The sequence below is a fragment of the Marichromatium purpuratum 984 genome, from assembly GCF_000224005.2.
Lineage (GTDB): Bacteria > Pseudomonadota > Gammaproteobacteria > Chromatiales > Chromatiaceae > Marichromatium > Marichromatium purpuratum.
On record NZ_CP007031.1, the window covers coordinates 2534239 to 2552923 of the forward strand.

At 68.4% G+C, this 18685-nt stretch carries 13 protein-coding genes, 4 tRNA genes and 1 CRISPR repeat array; of the genes, 2 read left to right on the forward strand and 15 right to left on the reverse strand.

Going from position 1 to position 18685, the window contains the following annotated elements; all coding sequences use genetic code 11:
* Positions 1 to 94: 94 nt before the first annotated feature.
* The 4 genes from MARPU_RS11010 to MARPU_RS11025 form a co-directional block, all read right to left on the reverse strand.
* Positions 95 to 170 (reverse strand) — tRNA-Glu (locus MARPU_RS11010).
* Between the two features lie 62 nt (positions 171 to 232).
* A tRNA-Ala gene (locus MARPU_RS11015) sits at positions 233 to 308 on the reverse strand.
* A 54-nt stretch (positions 309 to 362) separates the two neighbouring features.
* Positions 363 to 438 (reverse strand) — tRNA-Glu (locus tag MARPU_RS11020).
* Between the two features lie 63 nt (positions 439 to 501).
* Positions 502 to 577 (reverse strand) — tRNA-Ala (locus MARPU_RS11025).
* 164 nt (positions 578 to 741) lie between these two features.
* On the opposite strand from MARPU_RS11025, the gene htpX reads away from it, so the two are divergent.
* Complete coding sequence (htpX, locus tag MARPU_RS11030) at positions 742 to 1611, forward strand: protease HtpX (protein ID WP_005223203.1); 870 nt, start codon at positions 742 to 744, stop codon at positions 1609 to 1611.
* 49 nt (positions 1612 to 1660) lie between these two features.
* On the opposite strand, the gene MARPU_RS11035 is transcribed toward htpX, so the two are convergent.
* Positions 1661 to 2203 (reverse strand): glutathione peroxidase, encoded by a 543-nt coding sequence (locus MARPU_RS11035; protein ID WP_005223200.1) that lies wholly within the window; start codon positions 2201 to 2203, stop codon positions 1661 to 1663.
* A gap of 187 nt (positions 2204 to 2390) precedes the next feature.
* Here MARPU_RS11035 and MARPU_RS11040 point away from each other — a divergent pair, with 187 nt between their 5' ends.
* A complete protein-coding gene (locus tag MARPU_RS11040) occupies positions 2391 to 3134 on the forward strand; it encodes a ferredoxin--NADP reductase (RefSeq protein WP_005223198.1) in 744 nt (247 codons plus the stop codon).
* Between the two features lie 437 nt (positions 3135 to 3571).
* Here the strand turns inward: MARPU_RS11040 and MARPU_RS11045 are convergent, their stop codons facing one another.
* From MARPU_RS11045 to csb2, 10 genes are all read right to left on the reverse strand, one after another.
* Positions 3572 to 4435, reverse strand: coding sequence for a phosphatase PAP2 family protein (locus tag MARPU_RS11045; RefSeq protein ID WP_005223196.1), 864 nt, complete (start codon positions 4433 to 4435; stop codon positions 3572 to 3574).
* Positions 4432 to 6048 carry an ArnT family glycosyltransferase gene (locus MARPU_RS11050; RefSeq protein ID WP_005223194.1) on the reverse strand — a complete coding sequence of 539 codons (1617 nt, stop codon included), beginning with the start codon at positions 6046 to 6048 and terminating at the stop codon, positions 4432 to 4434. The genes MARPU_RS11045 and MARPU_RS11050 overlap by 4 nt, the downstream gene beginning before the upstream one ends.
* Positions 6045 to 7058: a glycosyltransferase family 2 protein gene (locus MARPU_RS11055; RefSeq protein WP_005223191.1), complete on the reverse strand. Its 1014-nt coding sequence runs from the start codon at positions 7056 to 7058 to the stop codon at positions 6045 to 6047. The genes MARPU_RS11050 and MARPU_RS11055 overlap by 4 nt, the downstream gene beginning before the upstream one ends.
* Before the next feature lie 80 nt (positions 7059 to 7138).
* The gene (gene yjgA / locus MARPU_RS11060) at positions 7139 to 7669 is read right to left on the reverse strand and encodes a ribosome biogenesis factor YjgA (RefSeq protein WP_005223190.1); all 531 of its coding nucleotides are present in this window, start codon (positions 7667 to 7669) and stop codon (positions 7139 to 7141) included.
* A complete protein-coding gene (gene recJ / locus MARPU_RS11065) occupies positions 7666 to 9372 on the reverse strand; it encodes a single-stranded-DNA-specific exonuclease RecJ (RefSeq protein ID WP_005223188.1) in 1707 nt (568 codons plus the stop codon). Before recJ ends, yjgA begins: the two co-directional genes overlap by 4 nt.
* Positions 9373 to 9498: 126 nt before the next feature.
* Positions 9499 to 10704, reverse strand: a complete 1206-nt coding sequence (locus MARPU_RS11070) for a 4Fe-4S binding protein (protein ID WP_005223186.1) — start codon at positions 10702 to 10704, stop codon at positions 9499 to 9501.
* A 394-nt stretch (positions 10705 to 11098) separates the two neighbouring features.
* Entirely contained in the window at positions 11099 to 13048 is a 1950-nt protein-coding gene (locus MARPU_RS11075; RefSeq protein ID WP_005223184.1) for a sensor domain-containing diguanylate cyclase, read from the reverse strand.
* A 388-nt stretch (positions 13049 to 13436) separates the two neighbouring features.
* Positions 13437 to 14031: a CRISPR direct-repeat array (repeat unit 35 nt; unit sequence CCTTCAACGAAGCCCTCCCGCGGGAGGGATGAGTC).
* 165 nt (positions 14032 to 14196) lie between these two features.
* Complete coding sequence (locus MARPU_RS11080; RefSeq protein WP_156929268.1) at positions 14197 to 14961, reverse strand: type I-G CRISPR-associated protein, Cas3-extension family; 765 nt, start codon at positions 14959 to 14961, stop codon at positions 14197 to 14199.
* 32 nt (positions 14962 to 14993) lie between these two features.
* Entirely contained in the window at positions 14994 to 17417 is a 2424-nt protein-coding gene (cas3g, locus tag MARPU_RS11085) for a type I-G CRISPR-associated helicase/endonuclease Cas3g (RefSeq protein ID WP_005223182.1), read from the reverse strand.
* Entirely contained in the window at positions 17414 to 18685 is a 1272-nt protein-coding gene (csb2, locus tag MARPU_RS11090; protein ID WP_005223181.1) for a type I-G CRISPR-associated protein Csb2, read from the reverse strand. Before csb2 ends, cas3g begins: the two co-directional genes overlap by 4 nt.

The window sequence follows — 18685 nt, forward strand, 5'->3', positions numbered from 1 at the left end:
AAGGCTCCTGCGGCAGGGTCACGGAGCGGGCCGCCTTGCCCACCCCCAAACGCAAAACGGGCCAGCCGCTTTCGCGACTGGCCCGTTTGCTTGTTGGCGTCCCCACGGGGGTTCGAACCCCGGTTACCGCCGTGAGAGGGCGGTGTCCTAGGCCGCTAGACGATGGGGACTGAAACTCGGTCTCAGTCAAGACAGGGCCTGCCTAGGCGATCCTGTCTTTCTTAGCTGAATTTGGTGGAGCCAGGCGGGATCGAACCGCCGACCTCAACACTGCCAGTGTTGCGCTCTCCCAGCTGAGCTATGGCCCCGGCTTGATACTTTTAACGGACTAGCCAGCCGAATTGCTAACCCGTTATGCTTGTTGGCGTCCCCACGGGGGTTCGAACCCCGGTTACCGCCGTGAAAGGGCGGTGTCCTAGGCCACTAGACGATGGGGACTGAAACTTTTTCAGTCTTGCAGATCGGGCCTGCCTAGGCGATCCGATCCAAACTACCGAATTTTGGTGGAGCCAGGCGGGATCGAACCGCCGACCTCAACACTGCCAGTGTTGCGCTCTCCCAGCTGAGCTATGGCCCCAGCGACCTGAGACCACGTATGCTACGCACATCTTTTGACTTTGTCTACCCCTTGTGCGGAATTTTTTTCATCCCGTCGGTCTCAAGGGGGGTAAAGAGCCAACCCCATCGGTTCACCCGACCGATCGATGGTTCTCTTGTCCGACGATCCAGGAGCCTTGTTCCATGATGCGTATCTTCCTCTTCCTGACGACCAACCTCGCGATCCTGGTCGTCATCAGCGTGGCCTTCCGGCTGTTCGGCATCGACGGCGTGGTCCAGCAGAACGGACTCGACATGGGCGCGCTGCTGCTGATGGCGGCGATCATCGGCTTCAGCGGCTCGCTGATCTCGCTGTTCCTCTCCAAGACGCTGGCCAAGCACGGCATGCGGGTGCAGATCATCGAGCAGCCGTCGACGCCCTTCGAGCAGTGGCTGCTCGAGACCGTCGCTCGCCAGTCCGAGCGTGCCGGCATCCGCATGCCCGAGGTCGGCATCTTCGACTCACCCCAACCCAACGCCTTCGCCACCGGCTGGAACCGCAACGACGCCCTGGTCGCGGTCAGTACCGGGCTGCTGCAACACATGAACAAACAGGAGGTCGAGGCGGTGGTCGGCCACGAGATCAGCCACGTGGCCAACGGCGACATGGTCACCCTGGCGCTGATCCAGGGGGTGGTCAACACCTTCGTGGTATTCCTCGCGCGGATCATCGGCCACACCGTCGACCGGGTGATCTTCAAGAACGAGGACGGACCGGGGATCGGCTACTTCGTCGTCTCGATCATCGCCGAGATCCTGCTCTCGGTGCTCGCCACCATGATCGTGATGTGGTTCTCGCGCTATCGCGAGTTCCGCGCCGACGCCGGCGGTGCCGCACTCACCAGCCCCAGACAGATGGCCGACGCGCTGCGCGCGCTGCAGCGGGTCCACGAGCCACAGGATCTGCAGGCCAAGGAGTTCGCCGCCTTCGGCATCTCCGGCAAGATCGGCAGCCTGTTCAGCAGCCACCCGCCGCTCGAGCAGCGCATCGCCGCGCTTGAACAGGCGGGCTGAACGGCCACCACATGCCCCGGCCCGCGCGCCGGGGCGCGCCCTCCCCGGCTCACAGCAGACGTTCGATCGCCCGCACCAGCCGACCGCTCTGCGGCTTGGTGACGCTCGAATAGCTCTCGACCAGATTGCCCTCGCGATCGATCAGATACTTGTAGAAGTTCCACTTCGGGTAAGGCGCACCGGCGGCAGCCAGGCGCTCGAACAGAGGCGCGGCCCGACCACGCTTGACGCTGACCTTCTCGAACATCGGGAACTCGACCGAGTAGGTCAGACGACAGAAGTCGCGGATCTCGGCCTCGTCGCCCGGCTCCTGGTTGGCGAAGTCGTTGGAGGGGAAGCCGAGCACCACCAGACCCCGATCGGCGTAATCGCGATAGAGCGCCTCCAGCCCCTCGTACTGCGGGGTGAAACCGCACTTGCTGGCGGTGTTGACCACCAGGATCACCTTGCCCTGATAGGCCTCGCAGAGATTGACCCGCTCGTCCCCGGCGAGCCGACGCACCTCCAGGTCGAGCAGTGACGAACAGGCCGGGGACTCGGCCGCGACCTGGGTGGCCGCGGCCAGACCGAGGGCGAACAGTGGCAATCTCATGATGGGTCTCTCCCGAGGTATCGACGAACATGGAGCGAGACATGGCGCCCGTAAGCGTCATTGCAATAATTTCCTACCAAATTGGTTGGAAAATCTCGAAGGTGCGCCCACATCCCTTACTCCGAACCCATCAACACGCCCGCGTCGCCTTGCGGGCCATGAGCAGCACAGCATTCGAGGAGCCAAGATGAGCGACTGGGTCAAAGGCAGGGTAGCAGCCAAGCAGCAATGGGCCGAGGGGCTCTACAGCATGCGCTTCGAGGCAACGCTCGAACCCTTCAGCGCCGGGCAGTACATCAAGGTGGCGATGGACATCGATGGCGAGCGCGTCGGTCGTCCCTACTCGCTGGTCAACCCACCGGGGCAGGCCGAGCCCGAGATCTATTTCAACGCCATCCCCGAAGGGCCGCTCACCCCCCGACTCTCCGACCTCGAGCCGGGCGACACCGTCTGGCTCAGCGCGCGCGCCAGCGGCATCTTCACCCTCGATACCGTGCAACCGGCCAAGACACTGTGGCTGCTCGCCACCGGCACCGCGCTCGGGGTCTATCTCTCGATCCTGCGCACCGCCACGCCCTGGGAACAGTTCGAGCGCGTGGTCCTGGTCCACGGCGTACGCCAGCCGAGCGACCTCACCTATGGCGACACCCTCGCCGAGATCGTCGCGCACCATGGCGAGCGCTTCACCTTCATCCCCGCGATCAGCCGCGCCGAGGCCCCGGACGCGCTCTATGGCCGCATCACCGACCTGCTGGTCTCGGGCACCCTGGAGGCACGCGCCGGCGCCACCATCACTCCCGAGGACAGCCACGTCATGCTCTGCGGCAACTCGGCGATGATCAAGGAATCCAAGGCGATCCTCGAATCACGCGGACTCGAACGCCACCGCCGCCACGCCCCGGGGCAGTACACCACCGAGCAGTATCATTGAGGGCAGCGAGCAGCTGCCAGCGATCAGCCACCAGCTTCCAGTCACTCGGCGGCTGGCGGCTGCTTTGAACCGCAAAGACGCGAAGGACACGAAGGCTTTTTCAGCCATCAGCGACCAGCCGTCGGCCTCCAACGCAACACCTTGCTCACAGGCAGCGCCAGCTGGCGACTGGCGGCTGATAGCTGGCGGCTGGCGGCTGGCGGCTGGCGGCTGATAGCTGGCGACTGGCGACTGGCGACTGGCGACTGATTTGAACCACAAAGACGCGAAGGACACGAAGGTTTTTTCAGCCATCAGCGACCAGCCGACGGCCGCCGGCACAAGACTTTGCTCACAGGCAGCGCCGACTGGCGGCTGATAGCTGGCGGCTGACGACTGACGGCTGGCCGCTGAAAAGTAGCTAGCAGCTCACAACCGACCGCTCCCCTCCCTCATCATCACTTCGCGTCCTTCGCGCCTTCGTGGTTGACCTCTTCGTGGTTGACCTCTCCCCTACGCCACACCGGCAGATAGCCGATCATCGCACTGCAGAGCGCCGCCACGGCGATCAGGCGCAGCGGCCAGGTCGCGGCGGCATAGCCGCCGTTGTCGAGCAGCAGCGAGACGGCGAGCAGCGCAGCCACGCCGACCAGCAGCAGGTGCGGCAGTGGGCGCGTCGCGCCGCCCGGCCAGCGCGCGGCCAGCCAACTCCCGAGCAACGCCGCCAGCCCACCACCGGCGAGACCGAAGGCGACGTCGACCGGCCAGTGCACCCCCAACGCCACCCGGCTTGCGCCGACCAGCAGGGCGCAGCCGAGCCACACCCAACCCCAGGCGCGGGCGTGCACCGCCAGCACCCCGAAGAAGACCCCGGCGGTGACGCTGTGCCCGGAGGGGAAGCTGTGCCGGGTATGTCCCGGCCCGATCAGATTGAAGGCATCGGCGCCAAACACCGCCGGCGGACGTGCGGCATCGACCAGCGGCTTGAGCCCACGCGCATAGAGCGCGGCGATCAGCGCCGCCAGCACCAGCGCCCAGAACAGCCGGGGCCGCCGCCAGGAGAAGAGCAGCGCCAGCGCAAAAGCGACCCGCTCGTCGCCGAACAACGTCAGCCACTGCCACAGCCAGTCCGGGGCCAGGGCCGCTGCGGCATTGAGCCGCAAGAAACCGGCGTGATAGCCGCAGACCAGATAGAGCACCGCCCCCAGCGCCAGCCAGCCGAGCGCCCAGCGCCACTGCCGTCGCGCCCCCGGCAGCGCCGCCGATTCGGCCCCGGCGCGCGCGGCGAGCCGCGCGCCTAGGCAGGTACGCCAGTCGCTCATTGCTCATCTCCCGGCACCGCGCCCTGCGCGCGCGGGTGCATCAGTACCAGCGCCACCGGCCCGCGCCGATAGAGCTGTTCGCCACGCAGCAACGGATAGTCCTCGACGAGCCGGTCGAGCTTGTCGACGCGGAGGAACACCAGATCACCGGCACGCGGCGGGCGGTGCGGGGTGATGGCGTCGCGATAGACGCTGAAGCTCGGCATCGAGGTGCGATAGACCACGGTCGGACGATCCAGCTCGCGCGCCAGCAGCCCGGCCTCCTTCACCGGCGCCTGCATCACCGCGAACACCCGAGGGACCACCGTGCCATAGACCACCGCCGTCTGGATCAGCCCGACCAGCACCAGCCGCTGCCACAGCGCCGGGCGCGACCACAGCGCCAACGCCACCACCAGCACGGTGGCGAGCGCGATCTGCGCCAGATAGGCCGGGCCGAGCAACGGCAGCGCCAACTCGAACTGGGCGACCTCGTGGGCGCGCCCGCCCTGCCCGGCGGCGATCTGCACCACCAGCGGCAGCGCCAGCAACAGCGCGAGGAAGACCAGCGGCGGAGCCATCGCCAGCGCGCGGCTGGTCAAGGCGTCACGGTGGCGCGCCATGAGGATGAACAACGGCGCGGCGCCATAGAGCAGATAGTGCGGCAGCTTGGTCCCGGAGAAGGAGAAGAACACGAACACGGTGGCAAACCACAGCCACAGGAAGCGGTCGAGCGGATCGGCCCAGCTCGCGCGCAACCGCGCCAGCAGGCTGAGGAACCAGCCGGTGAAGGGCAGCAGGATCAGCGGCAGCACCACCAGATAGTAGCCGGGGAAGCCCGCGTGGCCGTGCATGGTGCCGCCGAAGCGCCCGGCGTTGTGTTCGAGGAAGAAGCTGCGGAAGAACCCGGCGCCGTCATCGAGATAGACCGCCAGGTACCAGGGACCGGCCACCAGCACGAACACCAGCCAGCCGAGCGGCGCGAAGGCCGCGCGCAGCCAGCGTTCGAGCCGCCCCTGCGACCAGAAGAACAGAAAGCTCACCACGACCGGGAAGAACACCGCCACCGGCCCCTTGGTGAGGAAGCCGAGCCCCATCCACAGATAGGCGCGCAGCAGCGCGTTGCGGCTCCGCCGTTCACCGGGATCGAGGAAATAGCGATAGATCTCGAAGAAGGCGAGCGCGATGAAGAGGTTGAGCACCGCATCGGCCACCGCCGCCTTGGCGATCAGCGAGACCTGCAGCGAGAGCGTCATCACCAGCGCGGCGACGGTCGCCGTGGGCGCATCGAGCCGACCACGCACGAACCCCCACAGCGCCATCACCCAGAGGGTGGCGGCCAGCGCCGAGGGCAGGCGCAGCGAGAACTCGTCGAAGCCCAGGCCGGAGGCCGAGAGCGCCTGCAGCCAGTAGATCAGCACCGGCTTGTCGTAGCGCGGCTCGCCGTCCTTGTGTGGGGTGATGAAGTTGCCGCTGGCGAGCATCTCGCGGGTCGCCTCGGTGAAGGCGCCCTCGTCGAGATCGTAGAGCGGCACCGCGCCGAGCTGCCAGTAGAAGGCGAACAGCACCACCGCGGCAAGCAGCCACGGCGAGGTCAGCGTCCGCGTCAGCGGAGAGTTCTCCGGCCGGCTCATGCCTCGGGCTCCTTCCAGGCAGCGGTCTCGGCGGGTGAACTCCAGCGGATGCGGAAGTGGGTGCGATCACCCGAGGCGAAGAAGGTGCGGGTGAGCATCTCGGCCAACACCCCGGTGGTGAGGAGCTGCACCGAGGCGAGCAGCATGAGGATGGCGACGATCAGCAGCGGGCGGCCGCCGATGTCCTCGCCGAGCCAGAACTTCACCCACAGCAGGTTGGTCATCAGCAGCCCGCCGATCACCCCGAAGGCGATCCCGATCAAGCCGAAGAAGTGTCCGGGACGCGCCCCGAAGCGCAGGAAGAAGAAGGCCGAGAGCAGGTCGACCAGCACCCGGAAGGTGCGCGAGATACCGTACTTGGAGGTGCCGAACTGGCGTGCCTGGTGGCCGACCTCGATCTCGCCGATACGCTGCGGCGCGGTCACCCCCGCCACCCACACCGGGATGAAGCGGTGCATCTCGCCGAGCAGCGCCACCTCCTGGATGACCTCGGCGCGATAGACCTTGAGGCTGCAGCCGTAGTCGTGCAGCGCCACCCCGGTGACCTTGCCGATCAGCTTGTTGGCGATGCGCGAGGGGATCTTGCGCATCACCAGCGCGTCCTGGCGCCGCCGCCGCCAGCCCTGCAACAGATCGAGATCGCGTTCGAGCAGCGCATCGACCATCCGCGGGATGTCGGCCGGGTCGTTCTGCAGGTCGCCGTCGAGGGTAGCGATCAGCTCGCCGCGCGCGCTCTCGAACCCGGCCTGCATCGCCGCGGTCTGGCCGAAGTTGCGCCGCAGCCGGATCACCCGCACGTGCCCGCCCCGGCGCTCGGCGCAGGCGCGCAACCGCTCGCCGGTGCCGTCGCGGCTACCGTCGTCGACACAGATCAGCTCCCAGGGCGCGCCATAGTCCGCCAGCCCCTGGTGGACGCGTTCGAGCATCGGCTCGACGTTGTCGAGCTCCTGGTACATCGGGATGACGACCGACAGCGACGGCCGGGAGGGGGTTCGATCTGGGGTGCTCATCGCAGACAGGGATCCATTCGGTTGAATTCGAAGACCGGGCAGCGACTGCCGGGACCTGGTGGGCGCGCGCAGTATTCCGCTCAGTCGGCGGCGGCGTCCATGACCTCACGCAGATAGCGAAACAGCTTGCGCGGCGCGTCAGGACGCCCCTGCTCGGCGTCGCGCCGCGCCGCACGCACCAGATGACGCAGGTGCTGACGATCGACCTGAGGGCAGGCGTCGATGAACTCGCCAAGGGCCGCCTCCTCGGCGATCAGGCGCTCGCGCCAGCGTTCGAGTTGGTGATGGCGTGCGGAGGCGGCGCGCTCGCGCGCATCGGCCTCGTCGAGCAGGGCGTGGACGGCGTCCATGTCCTCGCGTTCGAGCAGGTTGGCGATCCGCTTCCAGTGACGCTTGCGCGCGCGCAGATCCTTGATCCGCGGCGTCTCGTCGATCGCCGCCCAGGTCGCCTCGCTCAGCGACAGGCGCAACAGCTCGGCGCGCGGCATCCCCACCATGCGCTCGGCGAGCGCCTGCAGCGCCTGGCGCTCGCGCTTGATCTGGCTCCTGCTCGGGCCGAGATCCTGTTCGAGTTCGTCCTCGGTCACGGTGGGGTCGTGGTCTGTGGTCATATCGGTTGTACTGATTCCAGGATGAGTTGTGGGCTCCGACGGCCCCGATAATCATTGACGTCGAGCCGGTAGGCCAGACGCACCCGCCCGTGCGCGAGCGCGAGCTGCTCGGCCAGATCGAAGCCGATGGCCTCGATCGAGCCGCCCTCGGGCGGCGCCACGCGCAGCTTGAGATGACGCTCGCCGACCAGACGCGCCTGCAACACCTCGAACTCGCCGTCGAAACGCGGCTCCGGGAAGCCCTTGCCCCAGGGACCGCCGAGACGCAACGTCTCGGCCGTCTCCAGGGTCAGCAGCCGCGCCGGCAACGGACCGTCGGAGACCAGCTCGGGGCCGCTCGCCACGCCCTCGAGCATCTCCTCGACCACCGCCGCGAAACGCGCGCGGAAGGGCTCGAAGGCCTCGGCGCGCAGGCTCAGCCCGGCGGCCATGGCATGACCGCCGAAGCGCGCGATCAACCCCGGCTCGGCCCGGTCGACGCGATCGATGGCGTCGCGCACGTGCAACCCGTCGATCGAGCGCGCTGAGCCGCGCAGCAGCCCGTCGCCGCCGTCGGCAAAGGCGATCACCGGGCGATGATAGCGTTCGCGGATGCGCGCGGCGACGATCCCCGAGACCCCCTGGTGCCAGTCCGCGCCGTACAGACAGAGTGCTGCGGGCAGTCCCTCCTCGGCGAGATCGAGCGCCTGCACCGCCGTCTCAGCCTGGGCCTTCATCTCGCCCTCGATCTCGCGCCGGCGGCGATTGATCGCATCGAGCTGCTGGGCCAGCGCATTGGCCCGCTCGGCATCGTCGCTGAGCAGGCACTCGACCCCGACCGACATGTCCTCGAGCCGCCCGGCGGCGTTGAGCCTGGGCGCGGCGGCGAAGGCCAGATCGGTGGCGCTCGCGCGCATCGGATCGCGCCCGGCCACCCGCAACAGCGCGCGCACCCCGGGACCGCAGTGCCCGGCGCGGATGCGCCTGAGCCCCTGCTCGACGAGGATGCGGTTGTTGCGATCGAGGGTGACCACATCGGCGACGGTGCCGAGCGCGACCAGATCGAGCAGCGTCGCCAGATTAGGCTCGGCGCGCCCGGCGCCGAACCAGCCGCGCTCGCGCAGACGCGCGCGCAGCGCCATCAGCAGATAGAAGACCACCCCGACGCCGGCGAGATCCTTGCTCGGGAAGTCGCAACCGGGCTGATTGGGATTGACGATCGCTGCCGCCTCCGGCAATCGCTCGCCCGGCAAGTGATGATCGGTGACCAGCACCGCCAGCCCCAGCTCGCGTGCCCGCGCCACTCCCTCGACACTGGAGATGCCGTTGTCGACGGTGATCAGCAGATCCGGGCCGAGCGCGTGCGCGGCCTCGGCCACCGCCGGACTCAGCCCGTAGCCGAAGTCGAAACGGCTGGGGATCAGATAGGAGACCCGCGCCGCGCCGAGCGCGCGCAGCCCGCGTACCGCCAGCGCGGTGCCGGTGGCGCCGTCGGCGTCATAATCACCCACCACCAGCAGGTGCGCGCCGTCGTGCAGCGCCGCCTCCAGGGTGTCGAGCGCGGCATCCAGCCCGCGCAGCGCGGCGAAGGCCGCCAGCGCCCCGAGCCCGGGTGGGGCCTCGCCCGAGCGCAACGCATAGAGCCTGGCGAGCAGCTCGGCGGGCGAGTGGACATCGACGAAGGGGGCGTCGCCACCACGGCGACGGATCTGCGGCTGGGTCATGGACACGGGACAAGACAGCAAGGGACGCGGGGCCCGGCCATCAGCACTCGTTCGCGCAAGGCGCGTTGGTTCGACGGCTGATGGCGCGACCGCCCCGAGGACCGGGATTCGGGCGAACGCTATAGCCTAGCCGGATCGACGCCCCGGGTCGAGCAGCCGCCGCACGCCCTGCCCCACCCGGTCGCGCACGAAGGGCCACAGCCGCCCCTTCTCCCAGAGGATACGGGCGAACATCCGCCCCTTGTCGCGCGGCGGGATCGCCGGGTTGGGACGCGCCACCAGGGTGATCGCGCCCTGCGGACAGGCATCGAGACAGGCCGCGCAGCCGAGACAGACCGTCGGGTCGATCGCCGCATATCGCTGTGCGCGCGCCACCCCACGCAGCCCCTCGGCCAGACCGATGCACTTGACGTTGCACACCGGGAAGCAGGCACCGCAGTAGTCGCAGCGCTCGGGGTCGATCTCGGCGAGGAAAGGCGTCTTGGCGATGCCGTCGCTGAAGCCCATCTGCACCCCGGCCATCAGCTCGCAGCAGCAGCGACAGCAGTTGCAGAGGAAAGAGGGCTGCTCGCGCACGTTGTCGGTGACGTGGGTCAGTCCCAGCGAGCGCGCCAGCTCCAGCTTCTCCAGCATGGTCGGCAGGTCGCACTCGCGGGCGAAGCCCCGGCGCACCAGGAAGCGCGCGCCCTCGCCGAGCACCATGCAGATGTCCTCGACCGGCGCGCCCTTGCGACAGTGCTCGCCGAGGTGCTCCTTCTTGTGGCGGCAGTAGCAGAGGGTGACGGCGAGATAGTCGGCCTGTTCGAGGATGGCGCGCGCGTCCTCGTAAGAGGTGATGCGCGAGTTCACCGGCACGTGCTCGTCATAGACCAGGGCGCGGGTGAGCTGGGTGGGACTGCCGAAGAACTCGGCGGGCTGACCCCCGCGCCCCTGCTCGTGCAGATACTCCGACATCAGCTGCGCCAGACGCTCGAGCGGCAACTCGGTGTCGGCGCGCCGACGCATGAAGCTGAACTCCATGAAGCCGATCAGCCCCGGCACCAACAGATAATAGGTGTGACCGGCATAGTCCATGTCCATCACCAGCCCCTTGTCGGCCATCGACTCGAGTATCGGCGCGAGCGCCTCGGCGGGTGTCCCGGTGCGCTCGACCAACTCCTCGAGCGTGGCCTCGTGCAGCGGGAAGGCGGCGCCGACCCGCGCCTCCTCGGGCGAGAACAGGATCGACAGGATCTCGCGCAGATGGGCGTTGTCGACCAGCCCGATCGGATACTGGTTGAGACGATCGATCAGCGGGATCAGCGAGGACTTGCTACCGGCCAGATGGCCCATGGCGGGCTCCAGATTCGAGGGTGACGGAGTGGCTATTGGAGCACGCCACGGCACGCCGGCTCAAAGGGCCGGAGCGGGCGGCGAGAGTACCCACGACGAGATAACCGTCTTGCCCGTCAATCCCCGATCATGCACACCAGCCTCCCCGACTGGAGGCTGGAAGCTGATCGCTGGAAGCTGGTTTGAACCACGAAGGCGCCAAGGGCGCAAAGGGGAATAAGCCGCCAGCGACCAGCCGCCAGTAGGTGCGGACCCGCATCGCTTGTGGCCTCCCGCCGACATCACACATCATTCACTTTGCGTGCTTCGCGGCTTTGCGGTTCAATCCTGGCGACTGGCGACTGGCGACTGGCGACTGGCGACTGGCGACTGGCGACTGGCGACTGGCGACTCCCTACTCCATCCAGGCTGCGACCACGCGATTGCGACCCGTTTCCTTGGCGCGATAGAGGGCGCGGTCGGCGGCGGCGATCAACGCCTTGGGACTCGCTTGGGCGGAGTCGTAGAGCGCTACCCCGATGCTGGCGGTCAGGGCATGGCCGGGGAAGCGTTCACCGAGAAGCTGGCCTCGACGCTCGATCTGGTGGCGGATGCGCTCGGCATAGTTGAGCGCCCCGCTGCCACCGGTGTCGTGGAGCACGAAGAGGAACTCCTCGCCACCGTAGCGGGCGAGGAAATCGCTCGGTCGGGTCAGCCCGCGCATGGTGTCGGCGACGATCCGCAGCACGTCATCGCCGGTTTGGTGGCCGAAACGGTCGTTGAAATCCTTGAAACGGTCGATATCGAGCAACCCCAGGGCGAACCCGCGCCCCGACTCGGCGCTCTGGGCGAAAGTGCTGTCGAGGTACTCGTCGATCACGCTGCGATTGTGCAACAGGGTGAGCGCATCGATCTGCGCCCGGGTCCGCTCGCGGGCGAAGGTCTGACTGCGTTCGATCGCGATCCCCAACTCGCCGGCGACCAGTCCCACCTCTTCGAGCAGACGCAGGGGAAACGGCTGTTCGCCGCCGAGCCACAACACCCCGAGGATGCGACCATTGCCCAGCACCGGCACCGCAGCGGCCTGCTTCAGCCCGAGCCGATCGAGTAGCGGCAGGTTCTCCGGCGTATTCGGCACCAGTACCGGCTGGCGCGCTCGCAGCGCGCGCACCAGATCACCGGAGAGCATCGGAATGCTCAGCTCGATCGGCTCGGCCTCGCGCATCAGCAACGCCCGTGGCAGAGCGTGAGTGGTCACCAGGCTGCGACGGCGCGCCTTGATCTGCATCATCAGCAGCTGGTCGATGCCGAACTCGGCGCGCAACGCCTCCAGGGTGGAGGGAATGAACTCGTCGGGTTCCAGGCTGTGATGCGGCGCGGTATGGCTGCTGCGTCCACCGTGCGGCAGCGGTGGCGCATCATGGCGACACAGCCCGATGGCGGTGTTCACCATGTTCGCGCGCAACTGCATCACCGAAGGGAAGCGGACCCCGTAGAAGCCGCCGATCTCGCCCACCTCGCGATCGGCTTGGGCGAGCAGCTCGGCCAGATCGAGCTGGTCGAGCGCGATCAGCGCCGGGACCTCGGGCGCGAGCAGCGGACAGCCGACCAGATCGACCGAACCGATCCCCTGGGTCCAGGCGATGAAGTCGGCCAAGGAGACGATCGCCACCTCGCGCGCGCGCTCAACGTCGAGACCACTGTCGGCGATCGCACAATGGTGCAGCGACTGCACCCGGCAGATCAGCTCCGGCAGATCCCAGTCTGCGCACACCACCGCGCCGACCTGATCGTGCGAGACTCCGAAGAAGGTCTGCTCGTCGTCGCGGATGGGGTTACCCGAGTTGGTCACCGCGGCGAGGAAATCGCTGTAACGCACCCGGCCGTGCGACTCGAGGATCACCTTGCCGAGATCGTGCAGCAGCCCGGCGGCATAGAGCGCGTCGGGGTCGGGGTGGCCGACGCGCTCACCGATGCTGCGGCTGAGGATGGCGACCAGCAGACAGTGCTGCCAGAAGTAGACGCGATCGAACCCCCCCTGCCCGCCGCGCCCCACCATGCCCTCGAAGAACAGCGCGTGCAGCGCTGCCTGACGGACCGCCGAAAAGCCCAGCAGAGTGACCGCGCGCGAGATCGAGCGGATACGTCGGGGAAAGCCGTAGAAGGCGGAGTTGACGACCTGCAGCACCTTGGCGGTGAGCGCGGGCTCGGTCTCGATCACCCGCGAGATGGCGGCGATATCGCTGCTCTCGTCGTTGGTCAGACGCAGCAGCTTGACCGCCGCTGCCGGTGCCGGCGGCAACTCGCTGACATCACCGCGCAGGGCCGTGCGCACCGCCCGCGCGGTCCACTCGGGATCATCCATGCAGCGCCGGCCCCGTATCGCAAAATCGGCTGGAGACATCGAATCATCTCTATCCTTGGCGCGCCCACCGCCTGCCGGAGGCCTGATGGACACTATTCCTGCTCAACCACAGCATAATCACGCACTGGACTCCATCCCTGAAAGACCAGCATCGCATGACTGGCAACGAAAGCGGCACAGTATACCGGGCGTTGACGCCCGAGGAACTCCGGCGAGCGGCAACAGCATCGGAAGCCCCGCCGAGCGGCAACGTTCCGACGCACCTTATCGTGGTCTAGCCGAGATGCGAATGACTGACAAGCTTATCCGACGTACCCCGAGACCAGCCCGCGACGCGCGAGCACCGTCGGCGAACCGCCGATCGGACAACCATGCCATCCATCCGCCAACCACAACGAAGCCCTCCCGAGGGAGGGATGAGTGCTCCACACACCGTGCCTAACGGCAATCCGGCATCCTACAACGAAGCCCTCCTGCGGGAGGGATGAGTCGCGTCCAGGGTGTTGATGGTTTCGACGCGAGCAGCCCTTCAACGAAGCCCTCCCGCGGGAGGGATGAGTCGTGGCGGATGCCGCCGTCGGCGAGTTCGAGCGCCTCCTTCAACGAAGCCCTCCCGCGGGAGGGATGAGTCGTTCGATGTCACTGAAATACTTCAAGTTTTGCTCCCTCCTTCAACGAAGCCCTCCCGCGGGAGGGATGAGTCGCGAGCACGCTGGTTCGGTTGATAGCGGTGCTCAGCCTTCAACGAAGCCCTCCCGCGGGAGGGATGAGTCCCGAACGCGAGGATGAGCAGGAGGGCGCTAGGGATCCTTCAACGAAGCCCTCCCGCGGGAGGGATGAGTCGCGAGGCCGCGCCCACGGCCACCCCCAACGTGGTCCTTCAACGAAGCCCTCCCGCGGGAGGGATGAGTCCAGCGAGGCCGCGCCCACAGCGACCCCGAGCGTGGTCCTTCAACGAAGCCCTCCCGCGGGAGGGATGAGTCTGCGTGTCTTCAAGTCGCCACGCAGCCAGGAAAAAACTCCCGATTTTCGCGAACTCCTGGGTAAATCGACGCAAACGCTCGTTCGAGATCGAATCAAATCGCACAAGTCTTTGTTTCGTAAAACAACCTGATCTGCGTGAACCTCCCAGGGTTTTGCCGGTCACTTCAGGTTCGCGCAACAGCGGGGCGCGCCCAGCCGAGCACCTTGCCGAACTTGCCGCCACTGAGCAAGGCCGCTGACCAGTAGGTGACCCCCAGCGCCTCGCGCTCCCGATGCGCCAACCGCTCACCGCCCAGGATCAGCGCGCGCAACATCTCGCACCCGACCCACTCGGCACAGACCGGATAGCGCCACTCCCGGGGTGACATGCCGACGGTGCGCCCGTTGACCATCGGCCACAGCGGCAACGATTCCCAGGCCAGCCAATAGGCCCCGGCGACGCCGAACTTGGGGGTGCTGGAGACATCGCGAGGCGAGGCTGCGGGGTCGATCCGCGCCGCCGCGTCCCAACCCCAGGCAATCACCTTGTCGGCGTAGCGCCAGGGACCGAACAGCGCCTCTTGGAGCGCGGCACCGACATCATCACGCCGAGCCAGCGCAGCCATGACATCGCGCGCATTGGCGACGAAGCGATGCCGCCCCCCGAGCAGCAGCAGGCCGGTATCACGAACACCGTCCGCACGCTCGGCGGCATAGGCCGCCAGCCACTCGGACGGGATCTCCTCGGACAGGCGCCGGAACCCTTCGACACCTCCGATATTGTTGTCGCGCGGATCATCCAGCCGGGTGTGTTCCGGCGCGGCCAGTCGCGCCGGCAGCAGCGCCGCCAGGCGTGCGACGGGATCGCCCTCGCACTCCAGCTCGGGATGCACATCGCGCCAGCGCAGGCGTGCCTCGGGCAGCAGGCGCAGGACACCGTAGGCGGCCATCACCGCCACCGGATTATTCGCTCGTAGCGCCGTCAGTCGCACCGCTGTTCCTCCTCGCTCACGCTCCAATCGGCCAGCCGCAACAAGGCCTCCAGATAAGCTAGCCCCCAGGGGCCGAACCGTCGTTGCAGCGTCGCGAACACCTCGGGCCAGTCGTCGAGGCGGTGCCACAGCGCGGGGTCCGGCGCGCACGGCAGCAGAGGCCGACCGTGGCCGTGATGGGCACCGACGAGATGACGCAGCAGCGGCTCGCGCTGCCGCGCCGCCGAGGCCATCTCGTGTCGCCAGCCACGCGGCAGCGTCAACCAGCCGTGATCGCCCCCCGGCCCCTTGGCCAGTGGGGTGTCGATGTCACCGCCGACCACCGCCTGCCAACGCGGATCGGCCTTGCCGAGATCATGGCCGCAGCCCGCCCGACGCAGCACGTCGACCAGCTCACCATCGAGCCCGACACCACGGGCGAACGCCTCCGCCCGCGCGCCGACCGTGCCCGAATGGTCGGCCAGCGCCACGGGTCTGAATGCGCCGTCGCTGCTCCAGGCCGACTCGGCCAGCACCACGCAGCCGCGTGCATGGGCGAGCACTCGCCCCGGTCGTTGCAGCCCGGCCCGACGCGCCAGCGCCCGCCACTGTTCGGTGGTGGTCGTCTCGGCGTCGAGCAATGCCAGGATCTCCTCGGCCAGCTCGGGATGGACCTTGGGGTGGAGCCGTACCCGCCGCTCGCCGTCACCGAGATCGACCACCGTGGCCGAGGAATCGGGCGCCCAGCCATAACGGTCGCAGCCACCGACCTCGGGGGACAGGACCAGGGTATCGCCGACGCGTACCTCGGTGATCGACACCCGGCTGACCGTCTCGCCATCCCAACGCCACAGCGGCCTCCCCCACCGCTCGGTGTCTCTCGGGTGCTGCGCCGATACCGTGCCCTCGACATCGGCGATGTCGGCATTCCATCGACGCAGCGCATGGAGGGGAACGGCCAACAGCTCGTGGCGTATCGGCGGCGCCAGGCGCAGCGCAGCGCTCGGGTCGGGATCGGCCAGCTCGGCGCGCCAGCAGAGATAGACGTCCGGCGTCCCGCGCTCCCAGCCGTGCAGCCAGGGAGCGACCTCGACCCCGTGGGGGATGCCAGTACGCGAGAGCATCTCGACATGAGCATCGAGCAGCAACGGCGAGGCCGGCGCGGACTCCTCCGGGGGTGGCTCGGCGTCCATCAGCGCCGCCATCGTCACCAGCCCGAAGTCGACATGCTTGGGCTTGCCACTGGCAACCTTCGAGAGCCAGCGCCAGGCATCGTCGACGGCCGGGCCGTACACCGGATCGTGCTTGTCCAGTCGATGGACGATGGCCATCGGCGCGGAACCCAGCGCCCCGACCCGGTTGAGCCGCCCGGCGCGCTGACGCAGCGCCGAGAGCGGCGCGCACTCGGTCACCAAGGCGTCGAGATCGAGGTCGGCGCCGACCTCGATGGTCTGGGTGGCCACCACGTAGAGCGGCGCGCGCCCCGCCTCGCGACGACCCACCGCGATGCGTGGCAGAGTCGTCTCCAGCAAGGCGGCGCGATCGCCGGGGCGCACCCGACCGGTCAGCAGCACCGCCTCGTCCTCGGCATGCAGCGCCTCGAACACCGCGCGCGCCCGCGCCACCTGGTTGCAGACCACGCCGATCACCCCGGCCCCCGCCGCCCGCATCGCCCGCGCCTCGGTGACGAGCGCCCGCTCACGCCGCGCGTCCTTGCGCAACTTCACCAACCGCGCCGGCTTGGCGCCACGCAGCCGCGAGGCGAGCACCGGGTGCGCAAGATCGGCGTCGGTGAGCCCGTGTGTGCGCTCGCCCGTCCAGGTCGCGGACATCACCAGCACCCGCCAGGGCAACGTGATCGCCTCCCCGCGCAGCGCCTGGATATGCGCGAGCGTGCGCAGGAAGGGCTGCGCCAGATGCACCTCGTCGAGCACGAACAGCACATCGTTGCCGAGCAGCCCGGCATGGATCGGCGCCGACCGGGGCGAGACGCCGTAGCCGGAGAACAGCAACCGCGAGCCGACCTGATCGATGGTGGAGACGAGCACCGCGGGGCGTCGCGGATCGGCCAGCCAGTCCTCGTCGATGGTGATGCCGCCGCGTAGCCGGGCGAGCCCGGGGCGATCGGACACCGGCAGGGAATCGATCAGCCGCTCGACATAATCACCGACCCCGTCGACCACCAGCCGTCGGTCGATGACATAGACCAGGCGGCGCGGCACCACGCCGTGGCCGCGCAGCCGCGCCCACAGCCAGACGTCGACGATCGCGGTCTTGCCGCACCCGGTCGGCGCGCTCAACGCCTCGGGCCAGTCGCCGGCGGCGACACGCGCGGCGAGGGCCGACTGCCAGGGAAAGGGCGGATAGCCGTGGCGTTGCCGGTACCAGCGATCGAAGTCGGCCGACTCGGCGGTCTGCTCGCGCGTCGTGGTCATGCCCCGTCCTCCGGTCGCATCAGCCCCATGCCGAAGTGACGCTCGCGCCCGATCAGCAGCGGCCCGGCGACGGCGCGATCGAACCCCAGCGCCACATGCATCCAGCGATGGCGGCCACGCGGGCGGAAGTCGCGGGCGACCGGCACGCCGATGAACGGCCCCTGCTGACCGACCCGCACCTCGATCGGACGCGGGTAGCCGGCCATCTCCACCGAGTCGGCGATCAGCCGTTCCACCGCCTCCCCCTTCTTGGGATGACGGTCGAGCACCACCGGGGTGACGCTCGCCCAACGGGTCGCGGCACGCGCCCAGGTGGCGCGGTGCAGACCGGCCGGCGGCGGCCGATGCGCGGGCTGTCGCGACAGCTCGACCCGCATCCCGTCGACCTGGAGATGGCGCACCCCAGCGAGCGCCAGGGCGCACTGGGCACGCGCGTCCTCGTCGATCCCACGCGGCAACCACAGCCCCAATCCCAACACCTGACCACGCGCATGCCGATGACCGACGTGCGGCAGCACGCACCAGGCGGCGTGGGCACCGTCGTGTCCGTGCAGTAACGGTGAGGCGTCATCGCCGGCGATGCTCAGCACCGCGGCCCGCAGCGCCGCGGCGAGCCGGGCGGCACGGCGGATGGAGAGTTCACGCCCCGGTCGCAGTACCAGCAGCTCACCCCAGGGCGAGGGCCGACGACGCACGCGCGAATCGGCGTAGGCCACCAGCGGTGCGATCGGTGCTCGCAGCCCGGCCTCGAAGGCCGCGTCGAGTTCGTCCAACCGCCCTTGCTGGGGCACACGCAGGAATCGATCACCGTCGGCGTCCGGCACCAGGCGCCGGGGCAGCTCCGGCGGCTCATCGAGCACCGTGCACGAAACCGGGCTCTTGGCTCGCCCGAGATAATCGACCTCGGCGGCAATCGCCGCGATCGGCGCACGCAACTCGGCGGGCACACCCGGCCAGCACATCACCACCGGATCGCGAATCTCGACCATGCAGGGGTCGTACTTGGCCACCCGGGTCTGCTTGGCCTTGTAGGCGGCCGGCACATAGAGGGTGCCATGACGCGCGCGCCGCGCCGGGCCGAAGCGCAACTCCGGCGCCACCCCCTCGAGTGCACGTAGCGGCGCGGGGTCCTGACCGCTCTCGTAGGCACCGGCAACCAACCCTTGAAAGGTCCGATCCACCGCCAGGGGCCACTCCGGCTCGCTCGGCGCCATCGGGTCGGCGGCGTGGTAGCACCCGTTGAGTAAATCCATCTGCAGCGTCAGCAT